Raw genomic sequence first — 17,661 nt, 5'->3', positions numbered from 1 at the left:
CCGCCTCGACGAGGGGCAAGGCTAGGTCAAGCCAGCCAGTCCCGCATCGCCTCGTGCACCCGCTGATGGTTCAAGATCCCGAAGTGGTCGCAGTTGCCGACGTGCAGCACCTCCGCGTCGGGGAAAAGCCGCCGCCCCTGCCGATCGGTTCCGTACGCCGACCGGGGGCGGACCAGCAGATCCCCCACCACGCGCCCCACAGGATGCTGGCGATCCTGCGTGAGCGTGGCGCAGACCAGTCGGTAGCGCGCGTCGGGCATCGGGGGCACGTCATGGGTCAGGCCGGCCACCAGGTCGTGGACCCCCACCGATCGCCAGTCCAGGATCCGACCGAACGCGGCCGTCTCGGGAAGGCGCGCGAGTCCGCGGCTGCCGTGCCCGATGCCCCAGGCGATGGGGGCCCCGAGGTGCGGGGTGCCCAGGGTGATGACGTCGCTCACCAGCGGGGACCAGGCGACGCCCGATCCGGGAGCTTCGGCGGCGACCGCCCCGGCCGCGCGGATGATGAGTCCGCCGAGCGAGTGGCCGACCAGCGCGATCCGGGTGACCGGCACCGGCCAGGCGTCCACCAGTCGCTGCAGCAGCGCAGCGAGGGCCACCCCGTTCTCCCGCATGGACAGCCCGGAGTTGGCCCGCAGGAAAACGGGACTCCAGTCCCGCTCGGCCAGGGCTTCGCCGTACGTCGGCCCCCGCTGGTCGCGCTGGAAGTTCCAGTAGGACTCGTTCTCGCACAGGCCGTGCAGGAACACGACCATCCGACCCTGGGCATCGGGGAAGGCCTCGGCCACGCCCGCCTCGGTCAGCATGACGTCCCGGCCGTGGGCCCGTACCGCCATCGGAATCGCCATGTGGGGGCGTTCCTCCAACAGTTTGTCCCCGATCAGCCCGTTGATGGCCGAGCTGATGAACCGCCCCTTGGGCCCGTCCTCCAGACGCGGCCCGACTCCCGTCGCGGCCACGCGGTCGAGCCCGGTCGACGCGGCGCGCAAACCCACGCCCAGCCCGCCGTACACCGCGCCGGCGATTCCGCGGTGCACGACCTCAGGAACCGTAGAGGCGCCGCCGGTCCCCCGCCGAGCGACGGCGTGCACGCGGTCGGCGATCGCGAAGTGGGTGTCGCGCGCTGTCTTGATGACGACGTCGTCAGCCACCTGCGAGAGTAGGGAGAGCGAGTCGAGCACACTGGGCCCCGGAGCAGTCATCGTCATGAACCTCAGCGTAACGGCTCAGTGAACGAATGTGCACTCATTCGACGCCTCGACCGCTGTCGGTTGCCTCACCCCAGGACGGTCCTGCTGCTGGCGTCGTTGATCGGTCGCTTGCGCGAAAAGGCACTCAGGTCGATCTTCAACCCGGTGTGTTCCCCGACGTAGGTCACCGGCGCGGTGTCATGATCCTCGCCGTTCTCGACCGCATCGATGATCGCGGCCAGGAACCGGCCGGCGATCGGCGCGTTCTTGAACTGGTTGCCGCTGGTTCCCATGGCCACGTAGAAGCCGGGCGCATCGGTCCGGTCGTAGATCGGAGTCCAGTCGTCGGCCACGTCGTAGACCCCCACGACCCCGCATGGCCGGTTCGGCACTCTGAGTTCCGGCAGACGGCGGGCTGCCCGGGTGACCTGTGACTCGTAGCGACCGGTGCTGACGTGCAGGTCCACGTCGTCCGGGTCGGTGATCCAGTCGAAGGGGTCACACTCGGGTTCGGTGCCGCCCACGACCCAGGTCTGCGCGGGTCCTGGACGCATATAGGTCCCGAGATCGAGATCGAACACACCCGGGCCCGGGGCCGTATCGGTGCCGTAGCCCTCGGGCTGGGCGACCTGGTGCACCTCCTGACGTAGGGGGCGTACCCCGACGGTGAACTCGGCACCGATCCCGGCCATGGCGTTGAAGGCGCCGGACCAGGGTCCCGCAGCATTGACCACCACGGGCGCCTCGACCGTCCGGCCGTCGGCCAGGCCCAGGCGCCAGGTGTCCCCCACGAACTCGGCACTGACGACCTCGGTCCGGCAGAGCACCCGTGCCCCCCGCTCCTTGGCCGCACGAGCGAGATTGTCCGCACACAGACGCGGGTCGTCCATGTAGCCGGCGTCGGGGGTGAACAGCGCCCCCAGCCGAACGGGGGTCTCCTCCCAGAAGGCGTCGTCGCTGACCGGCTTGTTGGGCCAGTAGGCCCCGCCGTCGAGATGGGGGAACCGGGCGATCAGCTCGTCGGGACCGAGGTCCTCGAACGGCACTCCCGCTGCTCGCAGCAACTCGCGACTCTGCTCCCGGGGTACGGCAGGTACGTCGAGGTGCAGCATCCCGGTCCGGTGGAAGCGGGCCAGCGCAGGCGGGTCCTCGACCCCGACGAGACCCAGATGTTCCTCCCACTGCTCCCACATGAACTTCGCCTCCCAGGACGTGGCCACGGTGTCGAAGGTCGAGTAGAGGAATCGGATCACCGCGCTGGAGGCACAGGTCGATCCGTGTCCGGGCCCTGCGGACTTGTCCAGGACCAGCACGTCGCGACCACCGCGAGCGAGCTCGAAAGCGACCGCGGAGCCGATGACTCCCGAACCGACCACGACGGCGTCGGCGGTCACAGTGGTGGAAGCAGTCATGACGTCTCCTCAGGCATCGACGACGATGTCGCCGTCGGGTGTAGAGCAACAGGGCAGGAACTTGTTCGCGGCGATCTCCCGGGGCCGGATGCCGCCCTGGTGGTCCATGTCCACCCGACCGGAGAGAAGCGAGACCTTGCAAGTGCCACAGAGGCCCTCTCCGCAGGAGGAAGGAAGATTCACCCCGACCGAGGCAGCGGCGGCCAGCACGGTGGTCCCTGGTGCGCAGAGGGCCTCGCGACCACTGCGGCCGAACCGGATCGTGGCGAATCCGGTCGAGACCGCCGTACCCGATCTGTTCGACAGGATCGACTCGGGCGTCGAGCCGGCTGCCGCGCCGATCACGAAGCTCTCCTGATGGCAGCGTTCCGGATCGGCGCCGACCCGGCCGAGGAGATCGTGCACGGCGGCCATGTAGCCCGGAGGACCGCAGGTGAACACCTCCCGGTCGGCGATGTCCGAGACGTTCGCCATCAGCACCGTCTCGTCCAGCCTCCCGCGCCATCCGGCCCACATCCCCGCAGTACCCGACGAGTCCTCCTCACAGACCCACACCACCCGCAGTCCGGCGTACGTCGCAGCGAGGGCCTCCAGTTCCGGACGACAGACCAGGTCATCGGGTGTCCGGGCGCTGTGCACCACCACGACGTCCACGCCGTCCGCGTCGAGATCGCCCAGATCCGCCATCGCCCGCACGGTGGACAGGGTCGGAGTGATCCCGCTTCCGGCCGAGAGGAGCAGCAGCTTCGAAGACGGGTGCGCGGCGACCGTGAACCGGCCCAGAGGTCCGACGGCAGACACCCGGTCCCCGACGACCAGTCGATCGTGCAGGAACGGCGACAAGGCGCCGCCGTCCAGTCGTTTGACCGTGATGGTGAGCAGATGTGGACGAGTCGGAGGCGACGAGATGGTGTAGCAGCGCTCGACCAGCACGCCCTCCACTTCGACCCTGAGGGTGAGGTACTGCCCGGGAGAGTAGGCGAAGACCTGGGGTCGTTTCGGTTCCAGGACCAGCGTGACCACATCGTGGGTGACCTGGATCCTGCGTCGGACCCCGAACTCCTGGTCGATCGACGTCTCGCTGGGAAGCACCCCGTCGCCCAGAGGACGGGGTGGAGCGGCCGGAAGATCGGGCACGAGGTGGAGGGATGTCGAGTCTTCTACGGGGGTCTCGACGGGCTCGACCAACGGATGAGTCATCGGTTCAGCTCCTCTCGCATGCGGGCGACGTACCACTGCACGAACGCGTCCACCTGCCGCTCGCTCTCGGTGTAGGGCCCTGGCTCGTAGGCCGGGTCGCTCACCCCTGCCTGCGCGAGGGCGACGAAGGCCGCGTCCTCCTCGTTCGTGTGTCGCCACACCCGGGTCAGTTCCTCGACGTCGTAGTCGACGCCCTCGACGGCGTCGGCGTCGACCAGCCAGGTGGTCCGCACCAACGTGCGGTCGACCGCGAGCGGTAACACCGCGAACGTGACCGCGTGGTCGGACAGGACGTGGAACCAACCGTTGGGCTGCGTGTGCAGTCCCAGCCGCCCCGAGCGCTTCTCGGTGATCGAACCCAGCAGCCGTCCCACCAGGCTGGTCCCGTCCAGGCTGAACGACTCCCCCGCACCGTCCAGGGGAGTTCGCTCGACCCGGAACCCGAGCGGGCGGTCGATGAGGTCCTCGACGGCGGGATACGGCAGCGCCTGAGCCTCGCAGAGTCGTCGGAGCTCTGCGTCGGCCAGAAGATACCGGTCGTGTGAGGGGCGCAACCTGGCAGGAACCTGGTCATCACGCAGCCCCCAGGTCGGGAAGAACGTGCAGGTCAGGTCCGGGTGACCGCTCTCGCAGTGGTAGCACTCGCGGTTGTTCTCCATGGTGAGTTTCCAGTTGCCCTGCTCCACCATGTCGATCTGAACGGCCACCTTGGCCGCGCCCAGTCCGTGCGGCGCGAAGTACGGCCCCAGGATCCGCCCCACCTCCTCGATGTCCTCGGGAGGCTCCGGTGCCAGACACAGGAAGAGCAGGCCTGCGACGTCGCGTACGTGCGCCGAACGCAGGCCCAGGCAGGCCGGATCGGCACCTGCGGGCAGCCCGGGAGCGCTGACCAGTCGACCCTCGGTGGTGTAGGTCCAGCGGTGGTAGCCGCAGACGATGTTCCCCACGGTTCCGCGGCCTTCGGTGACCAGGCGGGCGCCCCGGTGGCGGCATACGTTGTGGAAGGCGCGGATCTGATCGTCGTCGTCCCGCACCACGATGATCGAGGAGGTCCCGAGGTCGACGGTGAGGTAGTCGCCGGGTTCGGACACCTCGGCCGCGGTGCCGGCGAAGATCCACTGCCGCGACCACAACAAACGCAGGTCCAGCTCGTGCAGTTCGGGATCGGTGTAGCAACCGGCCGGAAGCGAGTGCCCGGGTCGGCGGCCCTCCAGGGTCGCCAGCAGGCGCGCACGGGCGGCGGCGCCGGGCAGGGTTTCGGCGGGGGCCGAGGTCAGCGCGGTCATCGGAACTCCTCCTTCACACGGTGATGCACAGGCGCAGCGCGTCGTACACCGCGGCGTGGATGTTGCGACTGGTCACGGCGTCGCCGATCCGGAACAGGGCGAAGCGACCGGCGGCGTTGGTGGCCACCTGCTGCGGGCGCCCGGCGATGAGGGCGTCATGGTCGACCTCACCGAGATTCGTCGAGTCCGCCGTGAGTTCGTGGTAGAGCTCGTCGTTGGGCAGGGTTCCGTGCTCGACCACCACGTGGTCGACCTGTCGTTCGAGGACGACGTCGGGCCGGTAGTCGCTCACGAGGCTGGCCACCAGGCGGTGAGGTGCTCCGGGCTCAGACCGGCGGACCGCGATCAGGCGCAGGGCGAGGGTCAGGGTGACGTCGTACTCGGCGAAGGCGGCGAGGTACGCCGGGCTGTTCATCGACCCCACCGAGATCCCGACGGTGCGTTCGGGTGTCACTAGCTCGACCTGCGACCCCATTCTCGCGAGGTGCTCGGCGGCGTCGAGCCCGGGCTCCCCACCGTGATCGTCGAAGACCAGAACTCGTTGACCGGGTCTCGGTGTGCCGCCGGTGCCACCCAGCACATCCCAGGTGTCGAGCACCAGGTCCTGACCCTCGGTCAGGAAGCTGCGGTCGGGCAGCCCGCCGGTGGCGACCACCACGAGATCGGGGTCCTCGGCGAGCACCGTGGCCTTGTCCGCGTAGACGCCGTACCGCATCTCGACGTCGCTGTACTTGGCCTCAGCGACCCTCCAGTCGATGATGCCGATCAGGTCCCGACGGCGCGTTGTCGAAGAGGCCAGCAACACCTGGCCGCCCGGGCGGTCCGCAGCCTCCAGGACCACGACCCGGTGACCTCGTTCCCCGAGCACGCGTGCCGCTTCGAGACCCGCTGGCCCTGCCCCGATCACGACCGCTCGCCGACGCCTCCCAACGGTCGGAGTGATCACGTGCGGCATCGTCTGCTCACGACCGGTCGCGGGATTGTGCACGCACTTGGCATCGCCGGACTCATAGATCGCGTCGAGGCAGTAGCTCGCCCCAACGCAGGGCCGAATCCGGTCCTCCTCCCCCCGGGCCACCTTGGCCACCAGATGGGGGTCGGCGAGTTGCGGGCGGGTCATCCCCACCAGGTCCAGGAGACCCTCTCGGATCGCGTATCGGGCGGTGGCGACATCCCCGATCCTCGCGGCGTGCATGACGGGGACGTCCAGGGCCCGGCGTACCTCCCCCGCGAAGGCCAGGAACGGCGCAGAGGGCGTCCCCATCGAGGGAATCGTGGCGGCCAGGCGAGCGTCGCTGTCCAGGCCCCCCTTGATCACCGAGAGGAAGTCGACGCCGTGGTCGAGGTAGCGGCGTACGACCTCGAGGGTGTCGGACAACCCGAGTCCGTCGGGCAGTTGTTCGTCCATGGCCATCCGGAGTCCGACCACGAAGTCGGGTCCGACCGCGGCCCGCACCGCGTCGAGGACCCGCAGGGGGAAGGTCATTCGGTTCTCCAGGCTGCCGCCGAACTCGTCGGTGCGCAGGTTGGTGGCCGGGGAGACCCAGGCGTCGAAGAGGTGGCTGTAGGACTCGATCTCGATGCCGTCCAACCCGGCCGCCTGGCAGCGGGCTGCAGCGTCGGCGAAGTCGCGCACGATCCGGTCCACGTCCCAGGACTCGGCGGCCTTGGGGAAGGACCGGTGCTGGGACTCCCGCAACGGGGAGGGATAGACCAACGGCAACCAGTCGCCGGTGAAGTTGCTGGTCCGACGACCCAGGTGGGTGACCTGACACATCACCGCCGCTCCGGCCTCGTGGACGTCATCGGTCAGACGACGCAGCCACGGCACGATCTCGTCGCGGTAGAGCAACATGTTTCCGAAGGCCGGCGGACTGTCCGGCGAGACCACCGCCGACCCGCCGATCATGGTCAGGCCAACCCCTCCTCGCGCCTTCTCGATGTGGTAGAGCCGATAGCGGTCCTTCGGCATGCCGTCCTCGGTGTAGGCCGGCTCGTGAGAGGTACTCACCACGCGGTTGCGCAGGGTGACGTTACGCAGTTGGTAGCTCTCCAGGAGCGGGTCCAGGTGGTGCACACGGACAGAGTGACCTCCCCGACTCTCAAAGAAAAGCGAACCTTTTTACCGATGATCGTGCAGGATGATCGCATGATCGATCGTCGCATCCTCGTCCTCCGCATGGTGGCCGAGCGGGGGACGATCACCGCTGCGGCGGAGGACCTGGGCTACACCCCGTCGGCGGTCTCCCACCAACTGCGCACCCTCGCCCACGACCTGGGGGTGGGGCTGCTGGTGCCCGATGGTCGACGGGTCCGCCTGACCCCGGCCGCGCGAACACTGCTCTCCCGCGCCGACGACCTGTTCGAGCACTGGGAGCAGATCCGCGCCGAGGTCCAGCACTCGGCCGGTGAAGGACGGGGGCGGGTCCGTCTGGTCGGATTCTCGACCGCCGCATCCGCCCTGCTTCCTCCCGTGGCCGCAAAACTGATCGAACGCTTCCCCCGCTCGGAAGTCCGCATCATCGAGGCCGATCCCATGACGTGCTTCGACATGCTCCTGGCGGACACCGCTGACGTCGCCGTGGTGGTGACGACCAGCGCGATCCCTCCGACCAACGACCCGCGATTCGATCAACGACCCCTGCTCGACGATGCACTCGATCTCCTGGTCCCCGTCGGACACCGTCTGGCGAACCAGGATCGGGTGGGCCTCTCGGAGGCCGCCGACGAGCCGTGGATCATGGACCGTCCGGGGAGCCCCCACTTCGAGCTGGTCCTGACCGCCTGCACCTCGGCCGGATTCCGACCACGCCAAGCACACCAGGTCGTCGAATGGGACTGTGGTGCGGCGCTGGTCGCTGCTGGTCTCGGTGTGGCGCTGGTCCCCCGGCTCGCCCGCATCCCGGGGGCCGACGAGACCGTTCGGGTGCCGTTGTTCGGGGATCCGACACCCTCACGCCAGGTGCGGACCGCCGTACGTCGGGGAACCGGCGGACAGCCTGAGATCGCTATGGCCCTGAGTGAACTACGCCGCGTGGCCGGGCTCGTGGCTATCCCGGGCTGGGCCGACGAAAGCTAGCGGCCCGGCCGAGGGAACACGAAAGCCGACCCCGAATCGTTCGGGATCGGCTCTCGCAATGCTGCGGTGAGGAATCAGTCCTCGGTCGCCTCGGCGTCCGTTGCGGACTCGGCCGGGGTCTCCTCGACCTCGGCTTCGGCCCCAACTTCGACGTCGGCCACGGGCTCGCCGATGGTTCCGTCGGGCTGCAGGTTCTTCAGCTCCACGTGGTTGCCGGAAGCATCGGTCACGACCGCAGTCTCGACGATGGTGGCCAGAGCCTTGCCGCGCAGGATCTCCTGGACCATCTCCGGGATGTGGTTGTGCTCGAACATGTGGTTCGCGAACTGCTGCGGGTCCTGACCGGACTGCTGCGCACGACGGACCAGGTGGTCGGACAGTTCAGCCTGCTCGATCCCGATCTCCTCGTTCTTGGCGATCTCGTCGAGGATGAACTGTGCGGCCACGGCATCGCGGACACGTCGTTCGAGGTCGGCCTCGAACTCCTCGACGGTCTGCTCCTCGTCCTCGAGGTACTTCGCCATCGAGATCCCGGCCTGTCCGAGCTGCTGCTCGATGCTCTGGCGGCGGGCGTTGAGCTCGTCGGTGACGGTGGTCTCGGGCAGCGGCACCTCGACCTGCTCGAGGAGGGCCTCCAGCACGGCGTCCCGGGCGGCCGCAGCCTGCTCGAGGCGCTTGCCCCGGGTCAGACGCTCACGCACGTCGGCGGTGAGTTCCTCGATGGTGTCGAACTCGGACGCCTCCTGGGCGAAGTCGTCGTCGTACTCCGGCAGCTCCTGCTCCTGGACCTGCTTGACCGTGACGGCCACCTCGACGTCCTCGCCGAGGAGGTCGCCACCGACGAGCTGGGTGGAGAACGTGTTGTCCTCGCCTGCGCTCATCCCGGTCAGCGCCTCGTCGAGGCCGTCGATCATCCCGCCACGACCGACCTGGTAGGACATGTCGCTGACCTCGGCCCCCTCGAGGACCTCGCCGTTCTGGGTCGCCTTGAGGTCCAGGACGACGAAGTCGCCGTCCGCGGCGGCGCGCTCGACGTCGGTGAGGCTGGCGAAGCGCTGACGCAGCGCGTCGGTCTGCTCGGTGAGGTCCTCGTCGGTCACCTCGAGGTCGTCGACCTGCGCGACGATGCCGTCGTAGGGCGGCAGCTCGATCTCGGGCTTGATGTCGACCTCGGCGGTGAACTCCAGGGACTCGTTGTCCTCGAACTTCGTGACCTCGATCTCCGGTTGGGCCAGCGGCTGCAGCGAGTTCTCCTGCAGCGCCTCCATGTACTTCTCGGGCACCACGGCGTTGATCGCCTCGTCGAGGACGGCGCCACGGCCGACCTGACGGTCGATGACCATCGGCGGGACCTTGCCCTTACGGAAGCCCGGAACGTTGATCTGCTGGGCGATCTTCTTGTACGCCGCGTCGAGGCTCGGCTTGAGCTCCTCGAAGGGCACCTCGACGGTCAGCTTGGCCCTGGTCGGGCTCAAGGTCTCGACGGCGCTCTTCACAGGTGATCTCCTCATGCTAGGTGCTGGTCGGATTGACGGGCGGGCGCCGGCTGCGGCGAGCCACTCGGACGTGCGTCGGGGCGACAGGACTCGAACCTGCGGTCTCCTGCTCCCAAAGCAGGCGCGCTAGCCACTACGCTACGCCCCGCCAAGAGCCCCTCCCCCACCTCAAAAGAGGTCGTGGAGGGCCACTTGGAGCGGATGACGGGAATCGAACCCGCGTGGTCAGTTTGGAAGACTGAGGCTCTACCATTGAGCTACATCCGCGCACGCTAGAGCGCATGCTCGAGCGACATCACATCGTGCCACACACCCCTCGCAGTGGCCGAATGCGGGACCCACTCGGCGGGTGACTACGTGCGATGCACCACGAGCATCGCACGGTCGTCGTCCCGGGAACCCAGGGCATCGGTGAGCCGCTCGGCGGCGTCGCGGAAGGACCCCCGCAGCAGTGACTCCGCCTCGCCCAACATCGCGTCGATCCCCAACTCGATGTCTCGTCGGGGGTCCTCGACCATCCCGTCGGTGTACATCAGCACGGCGTCACCGGTGCTGAGGACGCCCGTCGCGGTGATGAAGTCGGCTCCTTCGATCAGACCCAGGATCGGCCCCTCCGACCTCAGGACGTGCCATCGCCCGGAACCGGAGATGCGGTGCGCGGCTGGCGGGTGACCCGCGGTCCGGATCTCGTAGCGTCCAGAACACAGGTCCACGGTGAGGTGCACCGCAGTGGCGAAGCCCTCGTCCCAGTCCTGGCGCAGCAGATACTGATTGGCCGCCGGCAGGAACTGCTCCGGTGGCAGCGCTCCGAGCAGGCCGCCGAACGCTCCGGACAGCAGGAGCGCACGGGTGCCCGCCTCCTCGCCCTTGCCCGAGACATCGACGACCACCACTTCCAGGCGATGGGGGTCGTTCACGCTGGCCACCACGAAGTCACCGGCGAACGGAGTACCACCGGCCGACCGGAGGGCTGCCTGCACGTCCCACCCCGCAGGCAGATCGGGAATCCGGCCCTGGTCGAGGATCTGGTCGCGTAGGTCGATCAGCATCGACTCCCCCCGGACCACGGTCACACCCAGCCGACCACGTCGGAAGCCGACGACCATCACCACGAATCCCATGACGAACTGCAGTCCGGCCGCTGCCACGATGCGGCTGGTCATCTCGCTCTGTTGGGTCAGGGCGATGGCCAACATCGACATGTCGAACAACACGTACCAAGGCAGGGTCCTGGGCCCCAGCAGCAGACTCCCCAGCAGCAGGGGCAGCATCAGGCTGCTGAACGGCATGACGTCGGGGAAGGCGATGATGAGCGCGAGGCTCCCCACGCTGAATCCGATCAGGTACGCCGTCACTCTCATCTCGAGGCTGAGGCCACGGCGACGCAGGCGTGCGATCCGGCGACCCCAGGACAGTGAGGTGCTGGGGCGGCCCGGTCGTCGCTTCGATCGCCGCTTCGAGCGCTGCGGGGTATCGACCAGAGCAATCATGCACATGTCCTTCTGAGTCCATCCCCACGGTCTGTGAGAGTCAGGATAGGGCTCGCGACCGAAATGTGCGCTGGCATTGGCCACACCAGAACAGGTTTCGCCCGGCCAGCACCTGCGTGCGGATCCCCCGGCCACAGATCAGACACGGCGAACCCGTCCGTCGGTAGACGTAGACCTCACCCCCGTGGTCATCCACACGAGGCTCCCGGCCCATGGCCTCCGGGGTGTGTTCGGGTCGGACGGTGTCGATCCGGCCGAGCCGGACCCCTTCGGCCATCAACTCGGCGAGGTCGTTCCACACCGCCTCCCACTGGCCCACCCGCAGGCTGTTCCCCGGCCGCAGGGGATGCAACTTCTGCCGGAAGAGCACTTCGGCGCGGTACACGTTGCCCACGCCAGCCACGACCGACTGATCCATCAGATGGGCACCGATCGGGGTCCGGCTTCGCCGGATCCGGTGCCAGGCTGCGGTCGGGTCACTGCCGCGCAGCGGGTCCGGACCCGACCGTTCCAGGACTGCGGCGCGTTCGGCCGGACCGATCAAGGCACACGTGGTGGGGCCGCGCAGGTCGGCGTAGGCGCCAACGGCGTCCTGTAGCCGCAGGCGGACCGCCCCCACGGGCGCGGGGACCGCTGACCCCTCCTCGGCCTGACGGATCTCGAAGGTTCCGTAGAGCCCCAGGTGCACGTGCACGATGCGCGACTGGCTGAACCCTAGGAACAGGTGCTTTCCCCAGGAGTCGGCTTCCTCGAGAACCGCGCCGTCCAGGATCGCGGCCGACTCCTCGAACCGACCCTGCGGAGAGCCGACGCGGAGCACCGATCCCGCGAAGGCGTTCTCGAGGTCTCTGGCGAGTCGATAGAGGGTGTGACCCTCAGGCATCGGGGCGCACGGCCGAAGCCGGCAAGGCGGGGAGGTCTCCGGTCGTCTCGTACGACGTGAGCTGACCGATCCGGCGTACGTGGCGCTCGTCCCCGGTGAAGACGGTTCCAAGGAAGACCTCGATGAAGCCCGTGAGCTCATCGATCTCGTGCAATCGCCCACCGACCGAGATCACGTTCGCGTCGTTGTGTTCCCGAGCCAGGGCTGCGGTGTCCGCGCTCCAGACCAGGGCCGCGCGCACCCCGGCGACCTTGTTGGCCGCCATCTGCTCACCGTTGCCCGATCCGCCGATCACCACTGCGAAGCTCTCCTCGCCGGCGGCTCGTTCGGTCGCCACCGCTTGGGCGGCCCGCAGGCAGAACACCGGGTAGTCATCCAGGGCGTCGTAGACGAAGGGTCCGTGATCGACCGGTTCGTGGCCCTGATCGGCCAACCAACCGGACAAGTGGTCCTTGAGTTCGAGTCCGGCATGGTCTGAGCCGAGGTGAACGCGCATGGCCCGGATTCTGACATGCTCGGCTCAGAGGACCGGTGTCAGGGCAACGCCCAGTTCTTCCCCATCGCGTCCCCGCACCTCGGGAACCCCGTCGGCGTGGGAGTCGTGGTCGACGGCCGCGATGGGAGTGCCGTGCGCGAGCACCTGCTGACCCAACGAGAGTTCGCGGATCGCGATGGCCCGGACCCGCTCGGGTCGCCGCCGTGCGAAGTCGCCGTAGATCAACGGGTCGCGCTGACCGTCGTCCCCGACGAGCACCCACGAGATGTTCGGGAAGTCCTCGGCGAGACTTTCCAGGCACTGCTCCTTGTGAGCCCGTCCGGAGCGGAACCATCCGGTGTTCGTGGGACCCCAGTCGGTCAGGAGCATCGGACCGTCGGGGAAGGCGTTGCGCGCCAGGAACCTCCGCAGGGTCCCTGCGGTGTTCCACGCCCCGGTCGATACGTAGATCGTGGGTGCGTTGGATCGATGCCGCAGGAGGTCCCGGTAGAGGACCGCCATGCCGCTCACCGGGCTGCGTGCCTCCTCCCGAGCCACGAAGGTGTTGTACGCCGCCACCAGGGGTCGCGGCAGCAGCGTCGAGAGCACCGTGTCATCGATGTCGCTGACGATGCCGAAACTCGCCTCGTCATCGATCACCCGGATGCGGGCCGGCACGGTGGCTGATCGTTCGCTGCGCAGATCGATGCGGTGCCACCCCGGGGAGAGGCCGGGATTGGGAATGCGGGCATCCAGGTTTCCCGAGGAGTCGGTGCGCGCCGTGTAGGTCTCGTCCCCGACCCCGATCTCGATGTCCACCGACTGGGCCTCGGCGGTGATGAAGTTGCGCCAGCCTCGGCGGTCCAGGGAGGCATCGGGATCCTCCGGCTGCCGGCGGGGCGACTCATCGCGGCTCTCGGGAGCGAACAGGACCCGCGCGAACACCCGGATGAATCCGGAGCCGGCGTACCCCACATGCGGCACGATCCGGTGGTCCCATCCGCGTCGAGACAGCAGCGCCCCGAGTCCGGCGTTCCACCGGTCCTCGACGACGCGGGCGATGTGTGGCCTCTCAGTGGGCGACGGGTCCGGCATGACCGCAGTCTGGCAGAGCGCTCGGGACCGCTCCTGCGCCTCCACCTCGACCGTCTCGACGGGGTGGGACAAATGTCAGTCGGCCACCGGATGGGGGGATGTCCGGTGGCCGACTGTGAACGGTCGCGATCGACACCTCGTCGACGCGGCCCGCCCCTTCAATGGTGGAGTAGGTGCGCGACGACTCAGGTCATGTGCTGATTGGCGTCACTCTCGCCGTCCTGCGAGGTCGAGGGCGCGTGGTAGAGGCCCATCGACTCGAGGGTGACCGGGACACCGTCCTCGATGGCCCACTCCTCGGCAGAGGGGCCGGCGGTCATCCGGTCGGTCGGGGGCTCGGGCGTCGGCGCGAGCGGGCTCGATCGGGGAACGGGCACCGCGGTGTATCCGTTGAGCTCGGCGAAAACCCGCAACTCCTCGAGGTCCGGCACCGTCCCGTTCGAGATATGTGCGATCAGTTCGTGCTGGGAGAGATCGGCGGCCACGACGGTGGCCAGCGCCTGGGCATCGAACCGCTTGAGCCACACCAGCATCATGAAGGGCCCGATCCCCAGTTCCGCTGCTCGCTTCGAGACGTAGTCGACCTGCTCGGGTCCCAGTCCGCCGGCCGTCAGCATGCGGCGGATGTCGCCGGCGTTCACCTCGTGCGGGTTGCGGGCCACGAACCGGGTACGCCGGTCCGCGTCTCGGCCGCGGGTGCGCACCGTGGCGGGTCGGGAGACACCGACTGCGAGCGGCCAGGCCAGAATCATCAGACCGGTGACCACGAGGGCTGCGAGCATGACCCCTCCTCTCGAAGGGTGGCGTCGAAACCGGAGTTGCGGGGGCAACGTGGGGGGAGTTTCGAACCACGGGGGGATGTGCTTCGCCGATAATTCAACGGGATCGTCGGCTATAAATCTGGTGCAGCCACAAAGTCGACCCAACTGGTCTAGACCAGTTGGGTCACGAGGTCACTTGCGGAGCCGTTCCCGCTCCGCCTCGACCAGTTCGGGATCGAGTTTGGTGAAGATGGGGCTCGGCTTGGCGATGGGGGTTCCGACCTCCACGGGTCGTGAGACCCACCTGGGCGTGGCGGTGTAGTCGCCGGTGATGACCGGGTAGGTGGAGTCAGCGCCGACCGCGGGCGCACCGTCACCGGGATCGAGGTCCTCTACCCGTTCGATGTGAGGCATCGGCATGTAGATCCCTTCCCCGCCGTAGGCGGCCCAGACCTCGTTCGAGGAGTGCGGCAGGAAGGGCGAGAGCATCGTGTTGCAGTCCAGGACGCACTGGGCCGCCACGTGCAGCACGGTCCCGAGTCGTTCACGCTGGTCCTCTCCCTTGAGTTTGAACGGCTCGGTCAGAGCGATGTACCGATTGACCTCTCCCACCACGCGCATGGCCTCGCTGATCGCGGACCGCTGACGGTGCCGGGCGATGAGATCCCCCACCACCTCGAAACCGGTCAGCACTGCGGCGCGCACCGACTCGTCGACCTCCTCGAGCGGACCACACGCAGGGATCTCACCGAAGTTCTTGGCGATCATCGTCGCCGTGCGATTGACGAGGTTGCCCCAGCCCGCGACGAGCTCGGAGTTGGTGCGCAGCACGAACTCCGCCCACGTGAAGTCTGCATCGGAGGTCTCCGGGCCCGCCGCGCAGATGAAGTAGCGCAGCGCGTCGGGCTGATAGCGCGACAGGACATCGCTGACCAGGATCACGTGGCCACGACTGGTCGAGAACTGCTGCGACTCCATCGTCAGGAACTCCGAGGACACCACCTCGGTCGGCAGGGTCAAGGAGCCGTAGGGGCCGGGTTCGCCGCCGCGGCTGCCAGCGCCGTTGTAGGCCAGCAGCTCGGCCGGCCAGATCTGGGAGTGGAAGGTGATGTTGTCCTTGCCCATGAAGTAGTAGGTGAGAGGCCCCTCCTCGCCGGGGGTGGTGTTCCACCAGGCGCGCCAGGCCTCGGGATCACCGGAACGGCGTGCCCACTCGATGGAGGCCGAGAGGTAGCCGATGACGGCGTCGAACCACACGTAGAGCCGCTTCGTCGGCTGGTCGCGCCACTCGTCGAGGGGGATGGGGATTCCCCAGTCGATGTCCCGGGTGATCGCGCGAGGTCGGATCTCCTTGAGGATGTTCTGGCTGAAGCGGATGACGTTGGGCCGCCACAGCCCTGTCGCCTCACGCTCGTCGAGCCACTCGCCCAAGGCGTCAGCCAGAGCCGGGAGGTCCAGGAAGAAGTGTTGGGTCTCCACGAACTCGGGGGTCTCGCCGTTGATCTTGGAACGCGGGTCGATCAGTTCGGTCGGATCCAACTGGTTCGTGCAGTTGTCGCACTGGTCCCCTCGCGCGTCGGCGTATCCACAGATCGGGCAGGTTCCCTCGATATAGCGATCCGGCAGGGTCCTTCCGGTGGAGGGGGAGATCGCCCCCCGCGTGGTCTGCTCGACGAGGTAGCCGTTGTCGTGAACGGTCGTGAACATCTCCTGCACCACGTTGTAGTGGTTGCCGGTCGTGGTGCGGGTGAACAGGTCGTAGGACAGTCCGAGGTCCACCAGGTCCTGGACGATCAGGGCGTTGTTCTTATCGGCCAGTTCCCGGGGAGTCACACCCTGCTGATCGGCCGCGACCAGGATCGGGGTGCCGTGCTCGTCGGTTCCGGACACCATCAGGACGTCGTGGCCGGCCATCCGCATATAGCGGCTGAAGACATCGGACGGTACGCCGAAACCGGCGACGTGGCCGATGTGACGCGGGCCGTTGGCGTAGGGCCAGGCAACCGCGGACAGGACGTTTCTGCGGCCGCCCGTCACGGGGCTCGTGGTGCTCTCGGAACTCATGGGCTGATCGTAGTGATGCCTAGCTGAAGCGACGCACCCGATCACCCGTCCGCTTACGCAACCCCCGCAACCGGTCGTAGAGCTTCTCGCCGGGGCAGGCGGTGGCGTTGGTGTCCCGATGCCCGTCGATCGTGGGGAGCCGGTACTTCCGGCCGGCCGGTTGCTTGTCGCTGCCGTGCGAGTAGACGAGCACTCGCTGGGCGGCGTGCCGGTCGTAACGGGCCAGTTTCCAGGCCATCAACCGGACCAGGGCGGTGCGGACCTTGCGGCTCGGCCGGGTCACCTCGTAGTTGCCGATGACCGCGATCCCGGTCGAGGTGCTGTTGAAACCGAGGGTGTGCGCACCGCGGACCGGGCGCTTGGCTCCCCCGGCACGTCCGACCCAGGTCCGCCCGAAGCGGTCGACGAGGAAGTTGTAGCCGATGTCGGACCAGCCGAGATTGACCGTGTGGTAGCGGTAGATCCCGCGCAGGATGCCCGGCACCTGACCGGCGGTGTAGCGATTGCTGCTCGCCGTGTGGTGCAGGTGGACCTGCTGGATCGTCCGGTTGAACGTCGCGCGCCCGTCTCGCAGACGGGGATCGGCTCCCCACTTGCGTCGTCCGCGCAACTGCGGCCTGGGGGGAGAGGTCGGCGTGCCGGCCCTACTGGACTGCGGGGGTGTTGTCGGCCCGGGAGAGGCGGAGGCCGCGGCGGCGGCCCGACGAGACGTGGCGCCGTCGTCGGCCTGCATCAGCGTCAGCCGCAGATCGCGCGGACGGGACCCCAGGACGTCGATCTGGATCGCGTCGGCCGGGCCCACCCACAACAGGGCGGTGGCGTTGCGCCCATCTCCTTCACGTGATCGTCGGTCCGGGCCGTCGCCGAGCACCGCTGGGGTACGCCAGGCCCGCCACCTGTCCCCGGCCCGCACCCGCACCCGGATGACCGGCGAGGACCCCCGCCAGGTCAGTCCGACCATCGAGAAGCCCGTGGTCTCGATCGTGCGGTCGAGTCGGGAAGGCGTGACCCGCAGATCGATGACGTCGAGGCCGTCGTCGGTGGCCGCCAGCGTCGTGACCGCGGAAGCTGAAGCCGGCGCCTGCTCCCGCGGCGCGGACACCACGAACAGGGTGACCATCATCGCCAACGAGAGCAGTGAGCGAGTACCCGAGATAGCCATAGACAAACATCATGCGCCACATCCGTCACAGAGCCAACACTTAGACCACGAACCCGGTACTAATAGAT

At 68.1% G+C, this 17,661-nt stretch carries 14 protein-coding genes and 2 tRNA genes; 1 reads left to right on the top strand and 15 read right to left on the bottom strand.

Translation table 11 applies throughout. The annotated features are described in order from the left end of the window. Positions 1–26: 26 nt before the first annotated feature. The 5 genes from ACYVLV_RS08425 to ACYVLV_RS08405 form a co-directional block, all read right to left on the bottom strand. Positions 27–1,208 (bottom strand): esterase/lipase family protein, encoded by a 1,182-nt coding sequence (locus tag ACYVLV_RS08425; protein WP_460809103.1) that lies wholly within the window; start codon positions 1,206–1,208, stop codon positions 27–29. A gap of 68 nt (positions 1,209–1,276) precedes the next feature. Beyond that, the gene (locus tag ACYVLV_RS08420) at positions 1,277–2,602 is read right to left on the bottom strand and encodes an NAD(P)/FAD-dependent oxidoreductase (protein WP_460809102.1); all 1,326 of its coding nucleotides are present in this window, start codon (positions 2,600–2,602) and stop codon (positions 1,277–1,279) included. Between the two features lie 9 nt (positions 2,603–2,611). Then, the gene (locus tag ACYVLV_RS08415) at positions 2,612–3,802 is read right to left on the bottom strand and encodes an FAD-binding oxidoreductase (protein WP_460809101.1); all 1,191 of its coding nucleotides are present in this window, start codon (positions 3,800–3,802) and stop codon (positions 2,612–2,614) included. Continuing rightward, positions 3,799–5,088, bottom strand: coding sequence for an aromatic ring-hydroxylating oxygenase subunit alpha (locus tag ACYVLV_RS08410; protein WP_460809100.1), 1,290 nt, complete (start codon positions 5,086–5,088; stop codon positions 3,799–3,801). The genes ACYVLV_RS08415 and ACYVLV_RS08410 overlap by 4 nt, the downstream gene beginning before the upstream one ends. A 13-nt stretch (positions 5,089–5,101) precedes the next feature. Next, entirely contained in the window at positions 5,102–7,165 is a 2,064-nt protein-coding gene (locus ACYVLV_RS08405; RefSeq protein WP_460809099.1) for an oxidoreductase, read from the bottom strand. A gap of 72 nt (positions 7,166–7,237) precedes the next feature. On the opposite strand from ACYVLV_RS08405, the gene ACYVLV_RS08400 reads away from it, so the two are divergent. Continuing rightward, positions 7,238–8,167 carry a LysR family transcriptional regulator gene (locus ACYVLV_RS08400; RefSeq protein ID WP_460809098.1) on the top strand — a complete coding sequence of 310 codons (930 nt, stop codon included), beginning with the start codon at positions 7,238–7,240 and terminating at the stop codon, positions 8,165–8,167. A 74-nt stretch (positions 8,168–8,241) separates the two neighbouring features. On the opposite strand, the gene tig is transcribed toward ACYVLV_RS08400, so the two are convergent. From tig to ACYVLV_RS08350, 10 genes are all read right to left on the bottom strand, one after another. Next, positions 8,242–9,663 (bottom strand): trigger factor, encoded by a 1,422-nt coding sequence (gene tig, locus ACYVLV_RS08395; protein ID WP_460809097.1) that lies wholly within the window; start codon positions 9,661–9,663, stop codon positions 8,242–8,244. A gap of 75 nt (positions 9,664–9,738) precedes the next feature. Then, positions 9,739–9,811: transfer RNA gene (locus tag ACYVLV_RS08390), tRNA-Pro, on the bottom strand. Positions 9,812–9,856: 45 nt separating this feature from the next. Beyond that, positions 9,857–9,930 (bottom strand) — tRNA-Gly (locus tag ACYVLV_RS08385). Between the two features lie 86 nt (positions 9,931–10,016). Next, positions 10,017–11,153, bottom strand: coding sequence for a PP2C family protein-serine/threonine phosphatase (locus ACYVLV_RS08380; protein ID WP_460809096.1), 1,137 nt, complete (start codon positions 11,151–11,153; stop codon positions 10,017–10,019). 40 nt (positions 11,154–11,193) lie between these two features. Further along, positions 11,194–12,036: an Fpg/Nei family DNA glycosylase gene (locus tag ACYVLV_RS08375; protein WP_460809095.1), complete on the bottom strand. Its 843-nt coding sequence runs from the start codon at positions 12,034–12,036 to the stop codon at positions 11,194–11,196. After that, positions 12,029–12,532 (bottom strand): ribose-5-phosphate isomerase, encoded by a 504-nt coding sequence (locus ACYVLV_RS08370; RefSeq protein WP_460809094.1) that lies wholly within the window; start codon positions 12,530–12,532, stop codon positions 12,029–12,031. Before ACYVLV_RS08370 ends, ACYVLV_RS08375 begins: the two co-directional genes overlap by 8 nt. Positions 12,533–12,556: 24 nt before the next feature. Then, complete coding sequence (locus ACYVLV_RS08365) at positions 12,557–13,606, bottom strand: App1 family protein (protein ID WP_460809093.1); 1,050 nt, start codon at positions 13,604–13,606, stop codon at positions 12,557–12,559. Positions 13,607–13,791: 185 nt separating this feature from the next. After that, positions 13,792–14,388: a hypothetical protein gene (locus tag ACYVLV_RS08360; protein ID WP_460809092.1), complete on the bottom strand. Its 597-nt coding sequence runs from the start codon at positions 14,386–14,388 to the stop codon at positions 13,792–13,794. A 171-nt stretch (positions 14,389–14,559) separates the two neighbouring features. Further along, positions 14,560–16,431: a methionine--tRNA ligase gene (metG, locus tag ACYVLV_RS08355; protein WP_460809091.1), complete on the bottom strand. Its 1,872-nt coding sequence runs from the start codon at positions 16,429–16,431 to the stop codon at positions 14,560–14,562. 19 nt (positions 16,432–16,450) lie between these two features. After that, complete coding sequence (locus tag ACYVLV_RS08350; protein ID WP_460809090.1) at positions 16,451–17,593, bottom strand: N-acetylmuramoyl-L-alanine amidase; 1,143 nt, start codon at positions 17,591–17,593, stop codon at positions 16,451–16,453. Positions 17,594–17,661 lie beyond the last annotated feature (68 nt).

The sequence above is a fragment of the Nocardioides salsibiostraticola genome (assembly GCF_054783655.1).
Note: the sequence above shows the minus strand (reverse complement) of the source record. Positions and strands in the feature narration are given on the sequence as shown.